The organism is Acaryochloris sp. IP29b_bin.137 (genome assembly GCF_028285745.1).
Taxonomy (GTDB): domain Bacteria; phylum Cyanobacteriota; class Cyanobacteriia; order Thermosynechococcales; family Thermosynechococcaceae; genus Acaryochloris.
This window is the reverse complement of record NZ_JANQOP010000124.1, coordinates 28,293-49,895: the sequence shown is the minus strand read 5'-3', so window position 1 is coordinate 49,895 and position 21,603 is coordinate 28,293. Positions and strand designations below refer to the sequence as shown.

Annotated in this window: 19 protein-coding genes and 3 pseudogenes; 11 read left to right on the top strand and 11 right to left on the bottom strand. The window is 46.8% G+C overall.

Annotation, left to right across the window (positions count from 1 at the left end):
• The first annotated feature begins 121 nt into the window (after positions 1-121).
• The 4 genes and pseudogenes from Q0991_RS09625 to Q0991_RS09610 all read left to right on the top strand — a co-directional run bounded on the left by Q0991_RS09625 (position 122) and on the right by Q0991_RS09610 (position 3,479).
• A complete protein-coding gene (locus Q0991_RS09625) occupies positions 122-1,372 on the top strand; it encodes a DUF4331 domain-containing protein (RefSeq protein WP_299487802.1) in 1,251 nt (416 codons plus the stop codon).
• Positions 1,373-1,471: 99 nt separating this feature from the next.
• Positions 1,472-2,836, top strand: coding sequence for a tetratricopeptide repeat protein (locus Q0991_RS09620; RefSeq protein WP_299487800.1), 1,365 nt, complete (start codon positions 1,472-1,474; stop codon positions 2,834-2,836).
• Positions 2,837-2,956: 120 nt separating this feature from the next.
• Positions 2,957-3,219, top strand: a pseudogene (locus Q0991_RS09615) (BrnT family toxin).
• A gap of 2 nt (positions 3,220-3,221) precedes the next feature.
• A complete protein-coding gene (locus tag Q0991_RS09610; RefSeq protein WP_299487798.1) occupies positions 3,222-3,479 on the top strand; it encodes a BrnA antitoxin family protein in 258 nt (85 codons plus the stop codon).
• Positions 3,480-3,729: 250 nt separating this feature from the next.
• On the opposite strand, the gene lepB is transcribed toward Q0991_RS09610, so the two are convergent.
• The 4 genes and pseudogenes from lepB to Q0991_RS09590 all read right to left on the bottom strand — a co-directional run.
• Positions 3,730-4,884: a signal peptidase I gene (gene lepB / locus Q0991_RS09605; protein ID WP_299487796.1), complete on the bottom strand. Its 1,155-nt coding sequence runs from the start codon at positions 4,882-4,884 to the stop codon at positions 3,730-3,732.
• A 272-nt stretch (positions 4,885-5,156) separates the two neighbouring features.
• On the bottom strand, positions 5,157-7,091 hold the full coding sequence (locus tag Q0991_RS09600; RefSeq protein ID WP_299487794.1) for a pentapeptide repeat-containing protein: 1,935 nt from the start codon (positions 7,089-7,091) through the stop codon (positions 5,157-5,159).
• A gap of 171 nt (positions 7,092-7,262) precedes the next feature.
• Entirely contained in the window at positions 7,263-7,814 is a 552-nt protein-coding gene (locus Q0991_RS09595; RefSeq protein ID WP_299487792.1) for a pentapeptide repeat-containing protein, read from the bottom strand.
• A gap of 115 nt (positions 7,815-7,929) precedes the next feature.
• Positions 7,930-8,049 (bottom strand): annotated as a pseudogene (locus tag Q0991_RS09590) (ABC transporter ATP-binding protein); the annotation flags it as partial.
• A gap of 7 nt (positions 8,050-8,056) precedes the next feature.
• Between Q0991_RS09590 and Q0991_RS09585 the strand changes: the two are divergent.
• The 7 genes and pseudogenes from Q0991_RS09585 (at position 8,057) to Q0991_RS09550 (ending at position 13,572) form a co-directional block, all read left to right on the top strand.
• Positions 8,057-8,155, top strand: a complete 99-nt coding sequence (locus tag Q0991_RS09585) for a hypothetical protein (RefSeq protein WP_299487791.1) — start codon at positions 8,057-8,059, stop codon at positions 8,153-8,155.
• Positions 8,139-8,561 (top strand): annotated as a pseudogene (locus Q0991_RS25140) (transcriptional regulator). Before Q0991_RS09585 ends, Q0991_RS25140 begins: the two are co-directional and overlap by 17 nt.
• Positions 8,562-8,765: 204 nt before the next feature.
• Positions 8,766-9,731, top strand: coding sequence for a protein kinase (locus tag Q0991_RS09570; RefSeq protein WP_299487785.1), 966 nt, complete (start codon positions 8,766-8,768; stop codon positions 9,729-9,731).
• Positions 9,732-9,956: 225 nt separating this feature from the next.
• Positions 9,957-10,496, top strand: a complete 540-nt coding sequence (locus Q0991_RS09565; protein ID WP_299487783.1) for a hypothetical protein — start codon at positions 9,957-9,959, stop codon at positions 10,494-10,496.
• A gap of 188 nt (positions 10,497-10,684) precedes the next feature.
• Complete coding sequence (serS, locus tag Q0991_RS09560; protein ID WP_299487781.1) at positions 10,685-11,959, top strand: serine--tRNA ligase; 1,275 nt, start codon at positions 10,685-10,687, stop codon at positions 11,957-11,959.
• Positions 11,960-12,096: 137 nt separating this feature from the next.
• Positions 12,097-13,035: a signal peptide peptidase SppA gene (gene sppA / locus Q0991_RS09555; RefSeq protein WP_299487778.1), complete on the top strand. Its 939-nt coding sequence runs from the start codon at positions 12,097-12,099 to the stop codon at positions 13,033-13,035.
• 3 nt (positions 13,036-13,038) lie between these two features.
• Positions 13,039-13,572: a YIP1 family protein gene (locus Q0991_RS09550; RefSeq protein WP_299487775.1), complete on the top strand. Its 534-nt coding sequence runs from the start codon at positions 13,039-13,041 to the stop codon at positions 13,570-13,572.
• A gap of 661 nt (positions 13,573-14,233) precedes the next feature.
• Here the strand turns inward: Q0991_RS09550 and Q0991_RS09545 are convergent.
• From Q0991_RS09545 to Q0991_RS09515, 7 genes are all read right to left on the bottom strand, one after another.
• Complete coding sequence (locus Q0991_RS09545; RefSeq protein ID WP_299487773.1) at positions 14,234-14,794, bottom strand: Uma2 family endonuclease; 561 nt, start codon at positions 14,792-14,794, stop codon at positions 14,234-14,236.
• Positions 14,795-15,102: 308 nt separating this feature from the next.
• Entirely contained in the window at positions 15,103-18,765 is a 3,663-nt protein-coding gene (locus tag Q0991_RS09540; RefSeq protein ID WP_299487771.1) for a P-loop NTPase fold protein, read from the bottom strand.
• Positions 18,731-18,967, bottom strand: coding sequence for a hypothetical protein (locus tag Q0991_RS09535; RefSeq protein ID WP_299487769.1), 237 nt, complete (start codon positions 18,965-18,967; stop codon positions 18,731-18,733). The genes Q0991_RS09540 and Q0991_RS09535 overlap by 35 nt, the downstream gene beginning before the upstream one ends.
• Before the next feature lie 272 nt (positions 18,968-19,239).
• A complete protein-coding gene (locus Q0991_RS09530; protein ID WP_299487767.1) occupies positions 19,240-19,962 on the bottom strand; it encodes a pyridoxine 5'-phosphate synthase in 723 nt (240 codons plus the stop codon).
• 39 nt (positions 19,963-20,001) lie between these two features.
• Positions 20,002-20,586: an N-acetyltransferase gene (locus tag Q0991_RS09525; RefSeq protein ID WP_299487765.1), complete on the bottom strand. Its 585-nt coding sequence runs from the start codon at positions 20,584-20,586 to the stop codon at positions 20,002-20,004.
• Between the two features lie 24 nt (positions 20,587-20,610).
• Positions 20,611-21,000, bottom strand: coding sequence for a c-type cytochrome (locus Q0991_RS09520; RefSeq protein ID WP_299487762.1), 390 nt, complete (start codon positions 20,998-21,000; stop codon positions 20,611-20,613).
• 42 nt (positions 21,001-21,042) lie between these two features.
• Entirely contained in the window at positions 21,043-21,531 is a 489-nt protein-coding gene (locus Q0991_RS09515) for a GTP pyrophosphokinase (protein WP_299487759.1), read from the bottom strand.
• Between the last annotated feature and the right edge of the window lie 72 nt (positions 21,532-21,603).

Here is a 21,603-nt window from a genome sequence, read left to right as displayed (position 1 = left end):
TGAAAGGAAGTTGACGGCGAAGTCTGCCCGAGGGCGGACAAGCTTCTGCTGCCCATTATCAGTCAATTTGCAGCCTTTTCTGGTTGCTGTCAACGCATTGATGTACTCGCAGGAGATAGACATGCTATCGAACCCCCGTCAAAATCAGGCCACCCGCCGATTCTCTGCTAAATCTTTGTTGAAATTGAGCGGCGTGGTTTTAGGACTTGGCCTCTCGTTGGGCAGCATTGCCCCCGCTACCTTGGCTTCGGATCATGATGATGGTGAAACCAATACCAAGAGCCGTAATCTCAACCTGACGGACTTATATGTGTTCCGCGAAGGCGATCAAAATCCCAACGCCTCCACCGATGACTTGGTGTTGATTATGAATACCAACCCTCGGTCGGTGGCCCGGCAGCAATACTATTTCAATAACAAGGCCCGCTACGAATTTCATATTGCTCGCACCCCCGATAACGATGCCACCCCCACGGGTAAGCCAGATGTGACGTTACGGTTTGAATTTAGTCAACCCAAGCCAAATCAGACTCAGACTGTCAAAATTACTACGATTCGCGACGGCAGCAGCCATGTAGGCAAAGCGATCACCACCCCCCTTAATAGCGACCCCAAGACCACCCAAGTGCCCATGGGCGGCCAGACCCTCTCCGTTTTTGCCGGACTCCGAGAAGATCCCTTTTTCTTTGATGTGGAGCAGTTTTTCCGGGTCCGAGCGGGGGCGTTAGGCAAAGGACCTGCCGTGGGCTTCCGGGACCCTGATAAAGCGGTCGATTTTACGACGGGCTATAACGTCAATGCGATCGCAGTTCGCGTTCCCATCAAGTTCCTCCAGAATGAGTCGGGTGCCACGACCTTTGACGTTTGGCAAACCATTTCCGTCCGGGGCAAAGGTGGCAAATACCGACAAGTGGAACGCTTGGCCCGTCCAGCAGTCAATGAAGGGCTGATTGTTTCCAATGATTTCCTCAACGCCCTCAACAGCGTCGGTCCTGACTTTGAAGCCGCTGCCCTAGCCGGTCAAAAACCTGCCGCCAAAGTTGCCGGTCCCATTGTTAATGAAGCTGCTCAAACCCTCAAAGCCATTGGCAACGATGACCAGCGCACCAATACCTTGCTGCAAGCTTTCTTACCGGACGTGATGCGGATTGATACCACGGATACTAGCGGTTATGGCAATGCCCTGAATAGCAAAGGCAGCCCTATTCGTGGTCGCTTGCTGAAAGACGATGTGGTGGATATCACCCTGAGCGTCCTCACCAATGGGGCCATCACCACGGATAACGTCTCCTACGAGGGCACTCCCGGCAATCCCTCTCAGGGTCACAGTCCACTCCAAACCCAGTTTCCTTACCTGGCGCTACCCAACTAAGTCTCCCTGTTCTAAAGCCATTTGTTTTCATCCTTTGCGATTTCCCTGCCCTGGCTTGCAGAGGATGAAAGCTTTACTAATCCACCATGAGGTTTTGCAATGATTTTGAATATCTGGAAATGGTCCCGCACCTCTTTGCTCTCAGGCGTGACGCTTACCCTAGTGCTGGGAATTAGCGTTGACCTGGGGCAGCCAGCCCGAGCCCATTCCCATGGGGGGGAAACTCATGCCCATACGAGAGAATCCCATTCCCATGCAGTCGAACATTCGGTAACAGATGCCCTGCAGCGCGAGATTGCCTTCTACCAAAATCGAATTCAGGCCAATCCCACAGATGGTTTAGATCGTGCCTCTCTCGCGACTCTATATCTGCAACTGGCCTCCTCGACTGGCAACACCCACTGGTATCACGAGGCGGAAGAAACCGCCCGCCAGTCTTTGACTAACTTACCCTTCAATAACCCCGAAGCCCAGCTGGCCCTGGCAAAAGTGGCTCAAGCGGAACATCAGTTTACGGAAGCGCTACAGTTTGCCGAGGAAGTCCTGCAGGAGAATCCCATAAATCAGCAAGCCCTCTCGATTGTTGTGACCAGCAAGCTAGCTCAGGGGCAGCTTGCGCAAGCACAACCAGTGGCCGATCAGTTGGTTGAACAAGCTCCGACCTTGGTCAGCTATACCCTTCGAGCCTTGGTCCTTGTGGCCCAAGGTGAAGATCAAGCCGCTCTCCAAGATTTCCAGCAAGCCTTGGCTCTAGAACAACCCGATCAACTGTCTCAATCTGCCTGGGCGCGAACATTGCTAGGCCGCTATTATGCCCGTCGGGGCCAACTGCCTCTAGCGAAACAGTACTATCAAGAAGCCCTACATCTACAACCCCAGTCTTCTTTTGCCCAAGTCAAACTGGCGGAACTGGAAACCCGTCAAGGCAATTACGGCACTGCCGAAACCCTCTATCAACAACTACTTCAGCATCCAGAAGCCTCTCATGGACTAGACCATGCGGCCTTGCAGGGACTCGCTCAACTGAAGGTTCTCGAAGGGAAGCTGACGGAAGCCAAGCAGCTCTGGGATGAAGCCGAACATGAGTTTCGCGATCACCAGGATCTGGATCATTTTGGTCATCGTCGGGATTTAGCAAAGTTACTGTTAGCAAGAGGCCACCAAGCAGATTTACCGGAAGCGTTGACTCTGATGCAGACAGAAGCCAGCCTTCGTCGAGATCCTGAAACTCTGAAGACGTTGGCTTGGGTGCTGTCGCGGCTGAACCGATATCGGGAGGCTCAGAGTGTGTTGCAGGATGCGATCGCACTCGGCATACAAGATGCCAGTTTGTTCTATCGAGCCAGTTTAGTAGAAGCTGCCCTAGGCAATAAAGCTCAAGCCAAGATCTATTCTCAAAAGGCATTAGCGATAGATCCCAATTTCGATACCCGAACAAGAGCCCTATTAGCTTTAGGAGGATAGTGTTTTGGCTGAATTCTCAGTCTGATGGCTTAGAAACAGTAGCGATCTCTGGGTACAAAAAATAACCAGATTAATAGTTTGCACCTGTTAGTATGTACAAGTGTGCATACCACGCTTGAGATGGTCTACCAATGGAATAGAGATAAAGCAGCAACCAATCTTCGTAAGCATGGTGTTGACTTTGCTGATGCAGTATCAGTGTTCTCAGATGACTTGGCAATTACCATCCCTGACGAGCGGTTTGATGAAGAGCGGTCACCATTGGACTTGATGCATTTGGCCGAGTTTTGGTGGTTGTCTACACCCTAAGGGGTAACGAGATTAGAATCATCTCTGCGCGCAAAGCCACTCGGCCAGAACAACAGCAGTATGAAGAGGGATAGTCATGGAAGCAGAATATGATTTCAGCAAAGGTCAGCGTGGAGCAATCGATCCGAAACCATCTGGTAAAACTCGCATCACGATTCGGCTGGATGATGAAGTTCTGGCATGGTTTCGTGAGCAAGTTCATAGGGCTGGTGGTGGAAATTATCAAACTTTGATCAATGAAGTCTTGCACCAGCATATTCAGACCAGTCGCGAATCTCTAGAAGCAACCCTACGCAAGGTTGTTCGTGAAGAACTTGAACGTATAGAAAAATAAGGTGGTTGCCTAGCCCTTACAACCTTGTAGGAGTGAACCCTATCCAATATATTTTGGCTCACGCTGATGACGATCAGAACCTCTAGAAATATGCTCCCTACTTTTTAATTTTGGGACCTACAGCCAGTTGCTGGCAGAGTATCGTCCCAAGGTCATTGCTTCTGAGCAGGATAATGAGTCTACTATTGCACTTGCACAAAAGTTAGAACATCTCCCAAATCAAACCTCAGAACAGGAAGCGCTTCTCGAACTACTTTTTATCCAAACGACCCATACGGTTAAACGGGAAAAATCTTTTGGTTGCTTGGCCAATAATTTCACTTCGTTTCACTAGTCCCCAGCACCGACTATCGAGACTATTCTCCCGATGGTCGCCTAATACTAAATAATGATCGGGAGGGATCGTTTGAGGTTGAGATAAATAGATGGGAATAGGTGGATCAATGGGCTTGCTCTCGACGTCCATCGTTACATAATTGGAACGGCATATGTCGGGGCTTGGACTCTCAGTAGTTCCCGACATTGTGTAGGGTTCTTGCAAGGGTTGATTATTAATCCATATAACATTCTGTTTAATCTCGACCTCATCACCGGGGATGCCAATAATCCGCTTTAAAAAAGCATTCTCAAAGCCACCTCGTTTTAACGCCTGGGTGGGTTCAAAAAGAACAATATCTCCTCGTTTTGGGGTTCGAAAGAGATAACTCACTTTATCCACAACGATACGATCATTAATCTGTAGAGTTGGTTCCATTCCTCCAGATGGAATATACCGAGCTTCTACAATCAATGAGCGAATAGCGAGACCCAACGGAATAGATAGCCCGATCGGGGCAATAAACAGCAGCAGAAATAATTTTAATATGATATTTTTGCTGTTTTTTCGTTGATCTGAGGCAGCTTGATAAGCATGGTTAGCGACAAAGGGTAAAACAAACCATAGCCCCAGGAAGACTAGCCACGGCGCATAAATCCAAGTTAATATTTCGGCGACGATTAGAATCGAGCCCAGAATCCATTTCCCCATATAAAGATGGCCAGCTCCTAATATGAAACGGCTTAGGAACACAGCAAGCCAAGGATCTTTATGCTTTTTTCGATGATTTTCAAATGCTGAATCGTTGGTGCGAATTACAGCTCGATAGGCACCGACCCAACTGCCAAATCCCAATAATAAGAATAGGACTATTGCAACAAAGCCGATCAGCCCAGTCTCCTGAGCCGTAATGACTGAGAAAAGTGATAGTAAAAATAAGGCTAAGTACGTAACAATGATGCCCCACCCTTGCAAGGGTTTGCCAGCATAAAGATGCCCTAATCCCGGTAAAATCATCGACCAATTAACTGCCAGCCAAGGCTCTTTGGAGGATGGCTTACCGCTAGTCTCTGGTTCTTTATCAAGCATGCTTTCCTCCAAATACTGACTAACTTAGGTCAAAGTATAGGATTCATGGGCATGATGCCGAATAAAGAAAACGCTGAAGCGAGATTAGCAAGGCTATCAACCTTATTTGATTAAAGTAAATACTGCCAGATTAACCCTATCAACATAGGTTCCACTCAAAGAAGTATTGGTCAACATTCCAAATCTAAGGCAAAAGTCAGACGATAGTACTATAAAACTAATGCCAGCCCTATCCTGGTGTGATTGGATGGGTATTCAGTCTTTACCAGAAACTATAGCTCCCAGTACTTTAAGAAAAACATGAGATAGTTCTGACTGATCACAGCGTAGGCAGAATATTGCTCATTCTCGTTGTAATCACCTTCGTTTAATAGACAAATGACAACTTCCTGACCCACTAAAGTGGCTAATTCTGTTGCCGCTGATGTAATCCGGGCTGTATTTGGGGGAATTTCTGCCGATGCGCCATCCCCATCTTCCCTCAGAATTAATCCGGAGGTTTTGATAATCCATTGGGCAAATTCTTCAGATGATTGCCGTATTAGGGGACGCTTAATTGTCTTAGCATAGTCAGATTCAAGATCATTGAAAAAGACTTTGATTGGGGCAAAAATCTTTGCTCCAAGCTTCATTAGCTCTCTTTTTTCATCTGTGGTGGGTTCAAGGTCTCCCAATAAACTACTAGGCTTAGAGAAAATGTTGAAAAAGAAAGGTGAACTGTAGTACATTTCTGATGCATTCCCTCTCCAAGTTTCCTGTGTGATTGGGGAGAGGCTAAAGAGTGTATCGAGTAAGGATCGAGGAACTTGATAACTGGGTAGCAAAGGAACTTGATCAAACCAAACAGCATAATTGTTGTATTGACTTGCATCTGGGCCATACTGGTCGTTACAGATTTGAAGTTGTTGTTCTGAAATCGTTGTGAATCGATGCAGTGGTCGAATACCTAAGGAATGACTGATTTCTATGTAGTTCAGCAGTTTTTCTGGGACATTAACCGCTTGTGAGAAATCAACATCGAAGATAATCGCGTTTGTGAGCGTACAATCGTCTAGATTGGCTTTGGACAAGTCGCTACCGATTAAATTGGCATTACTGAGATTTGCCCCTTGCAAATGGGCCGTTGCCAACGTGGCCCCTACGAAACAAGCATCCGTTAAGTCTGCCTGAATAAGGTTAGCTGAGGCCAGAGAGCTACCGCTAAAATTAGCCCCAATGGCTCGTATTCCCTGTAAATTACTGTTAGCTAACTGTGCTTCTGTTAGGTTGGCTCGATAAAGATTGGCACGCTGAAGTTGGGCATCTTGGAGATTGGCACTGGCAAGATTAGTTTGCTCCAGATTGGCCTCAGTTAAATTGCTTCTACTAAGGTCGCATTCCTTCAAATTAAGGCAAGTCAGGTCAACGGCACCGAAATCGCGCCCCATACCCTGCTGATTTTGAATTGCCCAAGCATAGAAGTTTTTACCGTGTGCTTCGAAAGTGTCATCAAACTGGGCATTTAGCAGGTTGGCCTGATCCAAAATTGTCCCTTCTAAAATTGCCCCCCGTAGATCAGCGCCTGTTAAGTTAGCATGGGCCAGATTGGTATTAGTCAGGTTTGTATCACTTAGATTTGCTTCGCTTAAGTCGAGCCCTGATAAATCGTGGTTTTTGAGATCAACACCATGGAAATTTGTTCTAATCAAAGTAGCGCGATACCAGTAACTACTCTTGTCTTTGAAGATTGCGTTTGTGAGTTGAGCACCGCGAAAATCTGCGCCCGAGAAGTTAGAAGTGAGTTGTGCACCTGTTAAGTTCGCGTAGCGTAGGTCAATGTTTTCGTAATCGGCCTGTTTCGTTGCGCGCGAATGGTTCCCACCAAAGTCTGCATTGGTTAAGTTGGCATAAGCAAAAACGGCATCGCGCCGATCTCCGGGGCCAATTTTGGTATTACTGAGATTTGCTTCAGTAAAATCGACTTCTGGCATTGGTCCCGTAAATGAACAACCGTTTAGATTGGCCCTACGGAAGTTTGCACCTGTCAAATCGACATGAGAGAAAATTCCATTCTCTATATCAGCTTTTTCCAGAATGATGTGGGCCAATAGTATGGGGTGGTGGAGAGAGCCATAAAATTTGGCTGAATTAAGGTTGATATCTGTGAAATCACGAGTGCCAGCGTCGTACTGGCTAATTAAGATGTTGGCGTTGGTTGTATTGGACATGGAGATTGAAGCTTGGGGTTGGAAGATGTATCACTAAGTTTCGATAAGCTATCAGCAATCGCAAACTTTAGAGCGTAATCTCCATTTTGGAGTAGCAAAATTATTATTCCCATGCCCGCCGGATATCTTAATTGTTAATTTGCTGGACTCTTTGATTTGAGTAGGGGGGAGTTAGCTTTGAATATCTGTACGGATGGAACCGTCCGGCATAGTAGTGTTGCAAAAAATCGCAGTCTCCAAATAGGCAAACCCCGCCTCTGCATCTCCAACCAACGCTTCAAACAATTTGGCGTCCGTCAAATTAGCCTTATCTAGATAAGTTCCTGCTAAATCGGCTCTAGTTAAGTCAGCACCAGTCAAATTAGCACCAATCATACTGGCACCACCCAGGTTAGCCTCAATTAACTTGGCATAGGATAGGTCAGCTCCATCCAAGTCTGCAAAAAAGAGACTGGCTTTAGTCAAATCGGCTTCTCTGAAAATAGCTTCATCCAATCCCGATTCGAAGAAGTTGGTCTCTCGCAAAATAGCCTTAGTAAAATTAATTTGATCCAGAGGGAGTTCTTCCAGTACGAGTCCACTCAAATTAATGCCGCTGAGGTTCATTTGACATAGAGCTTGGCGACAGATCTCGAACTTGATCTCTTGAATATTGCTGAAATCTCTCTCTCCAGCAGCATAACGCTCCAATAATTCTTCGGCAGTTATTGTTTTTCGAGTCATCACAACAATCTCAAGACAACAGCTCTTACTCAGATAGTATTCTTTGAGCAATTCACTCCATATCATCTCAGCATTGAGACTCCTGCGCACAAGTTCAGACTATAGCAACAAGCCTTTAGTCTGAGGGCGGTAGCTGACCGTCTTCCATTTGCAGGATTCGATCGGCCATATCTAGAATGCGGTTGTCGTGAGTCACCAACATCACCGTATAACCTTCGTCTTGAGCTAGTTATTGTTTAGTTGTGGATATCAACTACGTTAAGCAGCAAGTCTACACCAAATATATTCTGACCCACACTGATCACGATAAAAATCTCTGGGAAAATGCCCCTTACTTTTAATGCGGATATCTACAGTCAATTATTAGCGGAGTATCGTCCCAAAGTGATCACTTCTGAACAGGAAAACGAGGCTGCGATGATCATCGACCGGCCTTCGGCCATCGCACTTGCACAAAAGTTAGAACATCTCCCGAATCAAACCTCAGAACAAGAAGCGCTTCTCGATCTACTGGTGATGCTGATTGAAAAGTATGAAGATACCGCTTATCCGATTCCTGTCAGTAGCCCCCGTGAAGTATTGCTGCACTAGATGGAGACCAGAGAATGTATTCAAGAGGATTTGGTCGGTGTTATTGGATCGCGAGGGGTTGTGTCTGAAGTGGTGAACGGTAAGCGAGGTATTAGTATCACTCAAGCTAAATCTTTGGCTGATTACTTTGGCGTTGATGCAGGACTTTTTATTTAAGGGTGATAGCGATCACACTCAGAATTCAAGATGGCCTGTATTAAGCTCTATTCTCGTGTGCTCATCTCACACTGAGGTTATCAAGCCCCAGCGATTAGCCATGCTTTTGTGACTAGGTTCAATTCCCGGATGTGATACGCCTCACTGAGTGGACCTGATAAAGCTGCCATTGTCAAGACATAAATGTTCTGGGGGCCACACACCATGGCGAACGCTAGTATCACACCGACACCTACTTTACTCAATCATCGCTACCAGATTGTCCGTATTCTCGAAGACGGACCTTGGAGTATCGCCTGGCTAGCAGAAGATACGCAGCTTCCGTCTCGTCGGCCATGCATTATTCGCCAGGTTAAACCCCTAACCACAGATGCTTATATCCAAAAACAGCTTTGCGATCGCCTTCAATCCGAAATCGATACCTGGCAAAAACTAGGTGGAATTCATGACCAAATTCCTTGGCTATCTAGCTTTGTCGATACGACTGGTCAAATGTACCTGGTTGAGGAATGGGTTCCAGGGCTCACCCTCACCCAAACCGTTCAAGAACAGGGAGCCTTAGATGAGGACACCGTTCAACATATTTTGACCAAGATACTGACTCTCGTGGACTATCTACACAAAAATCAGGTGGTCCACTGTGCATTAGAACCCAACAACATTGTGCTACGGGAAGAAGACCAAAAACCCGTGCTCCAATACGGAGGTCTACTGAATCAGGTGATTGCCAATACGTTGTTAGAGAACGACATCCGGCCCATCCCCTGGATTCCCATCTCTGGTTTCCTACCCCACGAGCAAGTCATTCTCGATCAACATTATTACTCCAGCAATCTTTACAGCCTGGGTCTGATCGGTATTTATTTGATAACCGGACAAACCCCCTACGACTTGTTCAATCTGGATACGGGGATCGGCGATTGGCACGAAGCGGCATTCGCAGAAGATTCGGCCTTTGTCGCTATCTTAAATAAGGCGATTGCTCGGTTCCCGGGAGAGCGATTTCTCACGGCTCGACAAATGCTGAAAGCTCTGGCTGCACCCGGTCAATTTGTCCAAGAGTCCCTCTTAGCCCACTCCACGCTAATGGCACAGATGGGAGCCTATTTGAATTCTTGCTTGCTCAGCTTAAATCCTTCCGAGCCGTCTCTCCATTCCTATTCGGGATAGCCAGTCCGTTCCCACCGCCAAGCATCTTGAATTCGCTTTAAGTGATAACAATCACGTCATCGTCGTGATAGCTCTCAGCCGTGGTCAGTGATGATTCTCATCGCTGACCCTTTTTAGATCTGAGATGCTTAGCATATCCCTCCAATAGGACGGCTCAAGGATTCAATACAGGGTTTGCAACTTGGGTCTCTGTGGAAGGGGGAATGATGACTGGGAGAAGTATAAATGGTTAGCAATTTCTTAGATAAAGGAACTCAAGGATCTAAGTCCGATTGGAATCCACACAAAAGGGATGAGGCCATCCAGGCGACATGGGCCAACTCAACCCCATCCCTATATGCCATCTCGCTAAACCGAGATCACGCCAAAGTGACCTGTTCAACGGATGCCCAAACCTCGTTGTTCCAGGCCGTGGAAACATCCGCAACGCTCCCTTCTCTAGGAGAGCTAATTGCACTCTCCTGCCACCGCCTAATCTCATATATCCAGCTATCTCGCTTTCTGCCGATCTATGTCAAACAGGCTTGGATTCGCCAAATTAGGGTGTTGGATTTACAACGCTGGCAAGCCAGTTTAACGATTCTGGAAGAACTCTATTTTGATCATCGCTGTGCTCAGGAAGACTATCGGCCGGGCCATGATATCTTTGATGCTCAGACCAACCTGCATCAAGATTTCAATACCGAGATGTCCTGCATTGAGCATGAACTCAATACCATTCAAATGATTCTCAAGTATGCGGAAGTCTCTACTGACGTTATCTAGAGTTTCAGGGACGAATGAGGCTAGATCCGCGATCCATCCCTAAATCCGCTCCATCTGACGAAAGCGTCATCCAACAATCGAGAAAAACCATGGACTATGCGCATCCACCTAACTGAACTCTGATCGTTAACCCGATATCCGGTATATCCTGTTAAGTTGTCGGTATCGCGCAGCGGAACAGTTGAAACGTGATTGATTTAAAGCAGCTACGGGATCACCCGGGAGCCTTTGCAGATCGTCTCAGTCGGCGGGGAGAGTATGATCTGCAGGCTATTTTGGACCTAGATCAAAAGCAGCGCGAATTGGAGACCCAGCGATCGCAACTCCAAGCCCGCAGTAATCAAATTGGTAAAACGATCGGCGAACGGATGAAATCCGGCTCCAATCCTCAAGATCCAGAAATTCAGGAACTGCGACAGGAAGGCGGCACCGTCAAAGCCACTCTGAGTGAGTTAGAACCACAAGAACGCGATCTAAAAGCCGAAATTGGCGAGCTGTTGCTGACGATACCGAATTTACCCAGTGATGATACCCCAGTGGGTAAAAATGAAACAGACAATATCGAAGTGCGGCAATGGGGAGCAGAATACATTCCTAACAATGCCAAACTGGCCCATTGGGAAATTGGTGAAAATCTCGGTATTTTAAACTTTGAGCGCTCTGTCAAAATTGCTCAAAGTCGCTTTGCTACATTGGTTGGAGCTGGGGCTGCCTTAGAACGTGCCCTGATTCAATTGATGCTCGATCAACAGGTAGCAGCCGGCTATGTCGAAGTTCTACCACCCGTTCTGGTCAACAGCGATTCTTTAACGGCGACCGGACAACTCCCCAAGTTCGCCGAAGAAAGCTTTAAATGTGATCAAGATGACTTGTGGCTGAGTCCCACCGCCGAAGTCCCTGTCACCAACCTCTACCGGGATGAGATTATCAACGCTGAAGATCTACCCATCTATCACTGTGCCTATACCCCTTGTTTTCGACGAGAAGCAGGGAGCTATGGGCGCGATACCCGGGGCCTGATCCGGCTTCATCAATTTAATAAAGTTGAACTGGTCAAATTGGTGCATCCCAGTACCTCAGCCGCCGAACATGAGACCCTTGTTAACCATGCGGCTGCTATTTTAGAGGCGCTGAAACTGCCTTATCGCGTGGTCGAGCTTTGTACGGGGGACCTCGGATTTTCAGCTGCAAAATGCTACGACCTCGAAGTATGGCTCCCCTCGGCAGACGGTTACCGGGAAATTTCCAGCTGCTCTAATTTCCTCGACTTCCAAGCGAGACGAGGCAATATCCGCTTTAAAGAATCGGGTCAGAAAGGGACCCAGTTTGTCCATACCCTGAATGGATCGGGCTTGGCCGTCGGACGAACCATGGCGGCCGTCTTAGAAAATTATCAGCAACCGGATGGGACGGTTCACGTCCCTGACGTCTTGCAGCCCTATTTAAACCGCACAGTCCTGTAAAGGCCCGAACCTTCTACAATAGGTGGGACACTGATAAGGTAGGCGGTTGCCGTCTAAGGGAATAGGTTAAGCCCAATCTTTGGGGTCCTATCGGTTGCCCGTCCAACCAATGTTCAATTAAAGGAGCATGTCTTGCTATGCGTTTGAATCGCATCCTGGCTTTAGCATTAGTGACTCTCTGTTTTATTGCTGCTTTGGGAAACTGGTTGGGCGGATCGGTTAGCAAAAGCAAGTCGCCAGGGTCTGCTAATGTCGCCTTGATCAATGTTTATGGTGTGATCAGCGATGAATCCTCGGGGGGAGCCTTCAGCTCCGGGGATGGAGCTAACGCCAATAAACTGATTCAGAGCATTAAAAATGCTCGAGAAGATGAGGGCATTAAAGCGATTTTGCTACGGATCAATAGCCCGGGTGGGACCGCTGCTGCCTCTCAAGCTGTCTATGAGGAACTGATGCGCACCCGCAATGACTCAGATATTAAGATTATTGCCAGTTTAGGAGATGTGGCTGCTTCGGGGGGCTACTACATTGCCAGTGCAGCTGACCATATTGTGGCCAATCCGTCCTCCATCACTGGCTCAATTGGGGTGATTGTCCGCACCCAAAATGTCTCATCCCTAATGGATAAGATTGGCGTCCAAACCAACACGATTCAAAGTGGACCGTTGAAAGATATTCTGTCTCCCTTCCGAGAGACCAAACCCGAAGAGCGAAAAATCCTGCAAGGCGTCGTAGATGAATCGTATCAGCAGTTCTTGGATGCCATCGTGGCTGGACGAGAGATGTCTTTAGACAAACTTAAGCCGTTAGCCGATGGCCGGATCTTTACAGGAACTCAAGCCAAAGAGAAAAATCTAGTAGATTCTCTCGGTAATTATTATGATGCCCTCAAGACGACCGCCGAATTAGCCAATATTTCGGGTGAACCCAGCGTCCGGGATTTTGGTAAAAGCAGTTTTTTTGGGGATTTAGGTCCATTTTTATCGCAGTCTTACCCACCCCTGCCCACGGAATGGATTTCGTCTGAATCCCAATGGCCCCGCTGGTATAAGATTCCCCTGACGATTATGGAGTAAGCAATGCTGGATGCTCTATTTACGACTTTCTTTGGTCCTCAACCGTCACGAAGTCACTCATCGATCACCGTCCTCATTGGCTTTGTCCTCCTCAGTATTTTGGCCTTGAATGCCGCTGGCAAAACGGGAGCAGGCATTGCGGGTGTTATTATTTTCTTCCTCCTCTTTTTGGTCGCAGGCCTGTTGGGCTGGCTATGGGTATCCGCAGCACTGCACTTTATTGCCCAGCTATTCGGGGGACAAGGGAGTGCGCAAGCAAGTTTGCAGGCGGTGATGCAGGGATTATGGCCTTTGATGATCTCGGGGCCTGCGATCGCAGCGTCGCGATGGCCTAGTCTCTTGGGCCAGTTTTTAGGTCTATTGTTAGGGTTTGTCGTTTTAATCGGCACGGTGATTACCCTGACCCGTGCCTTGGGCCAGGTCCATCAACTTCACTGGCAAAAAGCCCTGTTAAGCGTCGTTTTGACCTTAGTTTCCTCACTTCTTGCTTGGTTGGGGCTGATTTTGTGGCCTCTAATGGTGTTATTTGGTTTGTAGCGACCTTCATCAATATTTATTCATGGGTCGCAATATTTTATAACGTTATTTGCCTGTTTTTTAATAAAAAGATACTGATCCCAAGGGGATTTCAGTGCATCTACCCAAGCGATTTTGATAGCATCAGGGAAATACTAGAGTTAAGCAACTAATTCTATTGAACAGTCACAACCTTATAGGGCCTCATCATGATTCAAGACCCAACCCATACAATGTTTTGGACCATCATGGTCTGTGAATTCTTGGTCGCTTTTGGTTTAATTACCTACCTCGCTCAAGGGGAAAAGCGTCGCAATAAACCTCAGTAATCATTGCTTTTATTTGCAGTTAGCAACTTTCAACATACCTCCTAAAATAACCAACAGCAGCTCAGCAACGACTGTGCTGCTTTTTTCATTATCGTCAGCGCTGAAGGCTGGGTTAGCGAAGCCTTTGAAATCATGGCGTACGAAAGCACGAAACGGTTTGATGCGATTGATTTAAGACTCGACTCTCTTGCTGCCAAGCTAAATGGGCTAGACCATCATTGATCCACTCTTAGCAACACTATGCGCCAGGAGGTTGAGGGGAGTGTAGGAAATGAGCAGCAATCAGTTCTGGGTTTTGAGAGTAACGGGGTGGAGGGAGATCATCTACTTCATCTTTGGAAGACTCAGTTGCTCTATCCGAAGATTTGGTTTATCTCTATGGGAACATCAGGGAATGCTTGAAAGCTAAGCATTTCTCCCAGATTAAAGATTTGCAGTTGTTGATAAGTAGTCGTTATGGGCTGGCAATAGCGTTTAACCTGGGTATCGTTTAGGTTAACCAGCCAAACCTCAGGAATGTGTTCCTGAGCGTACATAGGAATTTTCACGTCCCGGTCAAACTCAATGGTGCTATCGGACACCTCTACCAAGGCAAAAATATCGTCAGGTTTAGGGTGTCCTGCATCGTAAAAATCTTCTCGTCGTTGCAGGATAGAGACATCCGGCTGTGGTTCGGAGTGATCACTCAGGAGAATGGGACTTTGCACTCGAATCAATGCTTTTTGGAATAGCTTTAAGACTAATAGCTCATTGAGTCGATCTACACAGGCGGCATGGTGTCTGCCAACGGGCGACATTTCAATAATTTCTCCCTGAATAAGTTCCACATGGTCCCGGTCAGTCAAAATGCCAGATTCAATCATCTGGTGATACTGTCCTACCGTGAATTTTTTTCGCAGAATTTGGACGGTCATTTTAAGCGATATTCCTAAACATGGAATTTTAGCTGAGAACTATACGGGCAGAAGTCTTGGGGGTATTTAATTGCAGTATAGTTCGCAAAAGATCAGAGATAACTTACCGAAGTCCTGGAATGAGTTCACGGATTGCTTTTGCACAGCTACTATTGCAGACCTAGCCTTACCCCACGATACCTTCTTTCATTGCTTGAAGATGTTGCACGATTGAAGTGTCTGAGGATTGGTGTGAGTTTAGGGTTTGGCATTGCGCTGATATCGCAAATGTTACTCTCTGCCAACGCAATTCCTCTAGCCCATTTGGATTATTCAGGATTTTGCTGTGATGGAAAGTTGATTGGCTGATCGTCTGGATCATAGCCAAGATCTCCCACAAAGCAAAATGACAGCATCAGAGAAAAAGTTCTACGATCTAAGTTGAGAACAGGGTCTGTGGCTTGAGTAGTAGAATCGGTCACCATGTGTTTAATGTCAGAGGTGAAACGAGCCCATTCTCTCTTGGTGTGAGAATCTTGATAATTGCTTAAATTGCTTTTGGGGCCTAGCTTTTTCAAGAAGTCTGATAGAGGCAATTCGATGGAAGGATTTTCTGTTATCTTTCCATTGTTGGAGGCAAAGGTTGCTTGCTCCAGCCGCATATCGATTTCGTCGAAGAGACTGCGCATAAAGTCAGGGTATCTGCCTGATAATGCCAGAAATGACATCACGATTCGCTTTTTTGGATCGTCGGGAAGGTCGTGGCCTTTTTCTTTGTGCCTAGTTTTCCAAATAATTTGCAGGATTTTATAGATATTGATGAGCCTTTTCCCGGTACGAGGGGTGATATCCACATATTTACAGCAATCAACTAACAGCTTTAGTTCTTCTTCATCAAATGCATCGACGGTTGCAATTGTTGAGATATAGGTGACTTCTTCTGGAGTCGGAGGTTGGTCTGATAGTGCTTCATTACGCTTGGCAGGGCTAGGATTGCTTTTCTGTTCTGTTTCAGAGGCTTTTGGAAGTTCTGTTGGTTCTGTGCTTGGATTGACTGCAGCTTTGGCATATGGCTCAGATGGTTTTGGACTGGGTAAGCTTTCCTCTGGGGATTTAGCAGAGGAGGTGAGGTTCTGAGCTATCGTTTCATCCTCTGCACTGGATAGGTGATCTACTTCATCGATTACTAGCCGTAGCTTTTCAGATTCTAAGTTGGCTGTATCTTGAATAGATTGGCTTTTTGGTTGCCCTGACTCTGAATTGGAGTGACTTGAAGGCTTAGTACTTGGATCATGGACAGCCTGATACACATTGCCTGCTTTACGTGACTGATCCTCTGGGTCTGAATTTGGTTCTTTGATGGTGAGCTGTGAACGAAAGTACTTTTCAACGGTGTCCGGTGAAATGGGACGCATGCGATAGGGGATTTGGATGATTTTTTCCAGGTAGTCGATACCGGAGGGTTTGCCTCGGCGCTTGAGAACGCCTGCATAGACTTGTTCTAGCGCACGGGCAATGTAGCGATCGTCAATGGCTAAAATGACAACAAATAGTTTGGTATTAAGGAGAAGCTGGACCGCTTCCAGCACTTCAACGACGCGGTCGGGGGGACAACGATCGAGATCATCAATGTAGAGAAATACTCTGGCAGGACCACGGGGAAAAAGTTGTTGAATTTCTTCCTCATTGCCTTGATTTAGGGTCAGACGCGAGGATAGGGCCGCAAGGTCTTGTTTGATCTGCTGCATTAGACCCAGATGTTTGCCATAGTCATCGCCTGATATGCGAGCGTTGACGAAGTCGAGTAATGAAGGATATTGCGCATTGGGTCCCAACTGTAGACGTTCTTCTTCAACCCTTAAACGTAGTTGAGCAACTGCTTGGGCTTCTGATGCGACTCTGTCCTGGGACTGTTGGATTAAGGTATCTTTCTCGCCTTGAATGCGAGCTTGCTCCTTTTGGACTGAGCCAATGTAGGTTGTGAGGGCTTTGATGATAGGTAGTAGGCTAATCAACGTGGCAGATCCAAGCTGCAACCAGGTCGGAAATTCTTTGATTGCCTCAGAAAGCCAAGAGACTAGTGAATTGAGACGGTTCTTAATCCATTCAGGTATGAGGTCACGAAGAGTTTGAGAATTGAGGATGGTTTGTAACAGTTGGATAATTACTTCTCGACTGTCAGAGCTGACGGTAAGTGCAATCAACAAACCCATACAGAATAGGGCAAGTAAGCCTTGCCAGCTTTTAATAGTGTCACGAAACCTTTGGAAAGATTTGCCAGCAGCAGAAAAGGCTTCGATATCCTCTTTAGAAAATTTGAGTCGGGCAATACCGTTAAAGAATGGTGTCCATAGTGCTCCTATTCTTCGTCGATTGAGTTTCTGATTGATACTAATTTCGTTGCTTTTTTGCTTTCGTTCTAAGGTTTTTTCAGCTTCTTTAAGCTTTTGCTCCAATGCCTGAAAGTTCTGAGTTTTCTGTCGTTGAATTTTATCTAGTGTTGACCAAAGGACATTGGATATTTCTTGATCGGATTTTAAGCTGCTCCACTTTGCTCTGTCTTCTTTGCTCAGCCGTTGTTCCAGTAGGGCATCGGCATCTGCTTCGTTGATTTCATACAGTACCTCCCATAAATTCCCACCTTGTCGTAAAGCTTGATTGACCCGAGCAATTTCACCGAATTGGAGGTTCTCATCTATACCAAGTGGTGTTTGCTGGGAATGGCTTTCTGTTTTTGTTGGCTCTAATGCCCCTTGCTGGCGCTGCCAATAAGTTATTCGATTCCGTATTCTTTTTGGAAAACCTTCGAAAAAGAAAAATAAACTCCGTTCAATAACTTGCAAAAAATAGTCAAATTTGCTTGCACTTGGCAAGTGGTTTAGCTGGGGAAAGTAATATGCTGTAAGCTGTCTTTCAAGCCAATCTATAAAGGGTCGGCCTTCAATATAAGAATCAAGTTTATTAACCCAATTAATATCTGTAGATTTGAAGTGGGTTTTTTCTATGCGCCATTGCAAAAAGACAGTGATTAAATACAAGATGATCAATAAAATGGCGAAAAGAATAGTGAAAAATATTAATCCTAGATGAACAATGAGTTGCCCAATCGCTAAATCAAGGAGAGAACAAATTAATAAGAAAATTGTATAGATTTTGTTTTTTATCGATCGATAGAAAGATTGGATCAGTCGATAGTGGCGGAGAATATAATAATTCAGGAATTTATAGGGAGTGTAATGCTGGCTCCGATCAGCAGGACTGATTGGTGATGCTTTTTCAATGAGTGGGATATCCTTTTCGCTTAAAAAGCGGCCCAGTTTTTGTTCTAAGGTAATTTGTCGATTTAATTCATAGAAGATTTCCTGCATCAAACTTGCCCAAAGATTAGACTTGGCATAGGTCCAGGCGTTGAATTGAATCTGATAAACATGACCCACAGATGGAGACATACGTTCTATTTGTGCTTCTTGCCTAGGATTCCACTTTCCCCAGGCTTCTTCTGAAGTCACTGATTGGCGTCGTCGAGCCTTGATCTGGGATTGAATAAGATGCATGCCAAACGATTTGCCACTGCCCCAATTGCCTAATAGTCCGACGGCAACTGGAGGGGTCAAGCTCCTGAGTAGCAGCACTTCAGTTAATGCATTAATTTCATCTTCAACATCTAGAGCATCATTCCCAAAGGCTCGATCGTTTTTAATTCCTTGAGAAATGAGGATATTGCCGATCAGCTCAGATAAATTTTTAATGGGTTTGGCAATGATGGGAGGATACATCCACAGGAGCCTAAAGTCTTGCTCAAGGGTGCGTTTACACAGACATATTGTTCTGTCAGAACTGCCACTGACGATGGTTTTTCCATCTGGGGAGAAGGCGACGGACCTGACAGGGGCAGTATGTCCCGAGAAGGGTTGGCCGATGGGCTGGCCCTCAAGATTCCACAAGCGCAGGGTGTTGTCATAACTGCCACTGACTGACGATGGTCTGGCCATCGGGGGAGAAGGCGACGGACAAGACAGAGGAAGTATGTCCCGAGAAGGGTTGGCCAATGGGCTGGCCCTCCACCAGATCGAAAAGATGAAGAGAACCGTCTTTTAACCCTGCAACGACTTGTTGCCCGTTAGGAGAAATTGTGGTTGATAAAACCGGGCTTTTTAGTGCTGCAAAAATATCAGGCGGTAATGATTTATCCATCGCAGGTGGAATCCTAGAATAGGCAAATCCTTTTCAGGTTGCTCAATCTTATTAACAAGGCTGATCATTTCAATACAACAAGGACATGCGATCCTAAGGGCAAACCTTGCCGAAGATTTACTGTGGCTTGTTGTTTAAGTTTCATCCCTGACAGACCTCCCACTGAATCTTCTCCAAACCAGAATGAGAAGACCTCTAACAGTGAAGATATCTGCTATTTAGGCCTAAATTATGCGTGTTTGGATATGTCAGCAGGTAACGACGCTGTCAACCTAGCCTCGCCCTGCAATCACGTCCTTCATTTCCCGCACGGCCCGCTCCAAACCCACCAACACCGACCGACTCATAATCGTATGGCCAATATTCAGTTCTTCCATCCCCGGTAAACAGGCCACGGGATAGGTATTCCAATAGGTCAAACCATGACCTGCATTGACTCGCAGACCTAAAGCAAGGGCGCGATCACATCCCTGCTTCAGCACTTCCAACTCTTGGGCCTGCTGGGCCTCGCCCTTGGCTTCCGCGTAAGTCCCCGTATGCAGTTCAATAAACTTGGCCTGCACCTGAGCGGCTGCTTCAATTTGGGCAGCATCGGCATCGATAAACAGGCTGACGGGAATATTAGCAGCTTGTAAGGTCTGGACTACATCCGCCATATGAGTTTGCTGGCCGACCACATCTAGCCCCCCTTCTGTGGTTACTTCCTCTCGCTTTTCCGGCACCAGGGTGACATAATCCGGTTGGATACGCAGTGCGATCTCAACCATTTCCGCCGTTGCCGCCATTTCCAAATTTAAATGAGTACGAACCGTTTTTCGCAATACCTCAACATCCCGATCCTGAATATGACGTCGATCTTCCCGTAGATGAACCGTAATGCCATCGGCACCCGCTAATTCCGCTAACACCGCTGCAGCTACTGGATCGGGTTCTACAGTGCGACGGGCTTGGCGAATCGTCGCCACATGATCGATATTGACACCAAGGGTAGGCACGATAACACTCCTGGCTAGGGGGAAGATCAATTATAAAGTTTATTGCGGGTGGCGGAGCATGGGATAGAGTATGGGTGAATTCCCCACCTGCACTGTGCCCAACATTTCAAAGCCATGCTTTTGGTAAAGGGCAACATTGCGAGCATTCGTTGCTTCTAAATACACGAGTTCTTGCTGCTGATCACAGATCCTGAGGGTGTGGGCGAGTAATGCTGATCCATAGCCTTGCCCCTGACAGATTGGATCCGTGCCGATCAGGGCTAAATGCCAATGGGGGACTTGGGGATGGTAACCATCAAGCTGCTCCAGAATAGAGTCTAGGGCCAATTGTTGACTCTCCTCAACCCCCTGCTGAATGAATGCCATCAAGGCTGATTCATTGGGCTGAGTGTTAGGAGGTAGCCAAAGCGCCACCGCACCAAACTCCTCAGTATAAAATGCAGTGGCCTGGTGAAAAGCTTCTCCTCCAAAGGCTTGAGCGAACAGCGGTAAACCTTGAGCATATTGAGATGGCTGTGGAAACATCCACCGAAACGCTGGATCGCTACAGAAGGCTAAGGTGAGAATAGCCAGACAATCCTCTACTTCTGCTGGAGTGGCTATGTTGATCTTGAGAGGTTCCAAGAGCCTGCTCCTAACGCTAGGGGTTTATTTCCAAGTGTGGCTAGCTTGTTCTAGAACAAACTGGGCCACAGTCTCCACTTGCGTATTGTTGAGCTGATCTGCAAACCCCGGCATATTGTTTTGTCCCTGGTCAATAAGATTGATAAGTGGCTCCAGAGCGCCGTAGCCATCCCGTTCTAAAGATTTCTGCTTTAAAGTTTTACGACGACGGATAATATTGCCGCCTTTGGGGTGACAGCCTGCACAGTAGTTCTCAAACAGCACTACTCCGTCTTCAGGCGAGGCCGCCCAGGCAGAGGAGAGATTCAACCCTAACCCCATCACCATTAGGCAGGCGAATAAGCTAGCTTTTCGGCTCAAAGCAATCAAGACATGGAGTAACTTCACCAAAACATCGCCTAATGTAGCGTTCAACTCTATTGTTGTTGACGATTGAGTGGCAAGCAACCTGCTTCGCTAATCTTTATGTCGTCTGAATTCCTGATTCTCTGGTAACCGCTGCTGCAGTCTCGGCAGGATGGCTTTATATTTTCTCAATCTGGCCCAGTCTTTATCGGTTGGATTCGCAATCCGGCTGATATCCATGTTGTCTGTCATATCAGCAATTTTGACCTGCAGTGCGATCGCATTATCCATCACTCTTTCCAAATACCCTTCATAGGGTTCCTGCTCACGTTTGGTAATCGCATCAATGGCGGCCAAAATCTCGTCAGGGAATCCTGCCTCAGCCAGTTCCTCCAGGGTTAAAGCTGAGTCTTCCACGGCATCATGGAGCACGCCCACGATTTTCTCAGGCAGAGTATTGCCCGCTGCCATGACTCGCAGGGGGTGGTTAATGTAGGGCTGGCCTGCTTTATCGATTTGATCGGTATGGCATTGGGTTGCGATTGCGATCGCGGTAACCAGCAAGTCTTCTAAAGAACGGAGTTGGACAAGGGAAGACATAACCTAAGATGACAAAGATTAAGAAAATCCCTCCAGACTTGAAGGGAGTCTCAACTCTATCCTAGCGGCAGA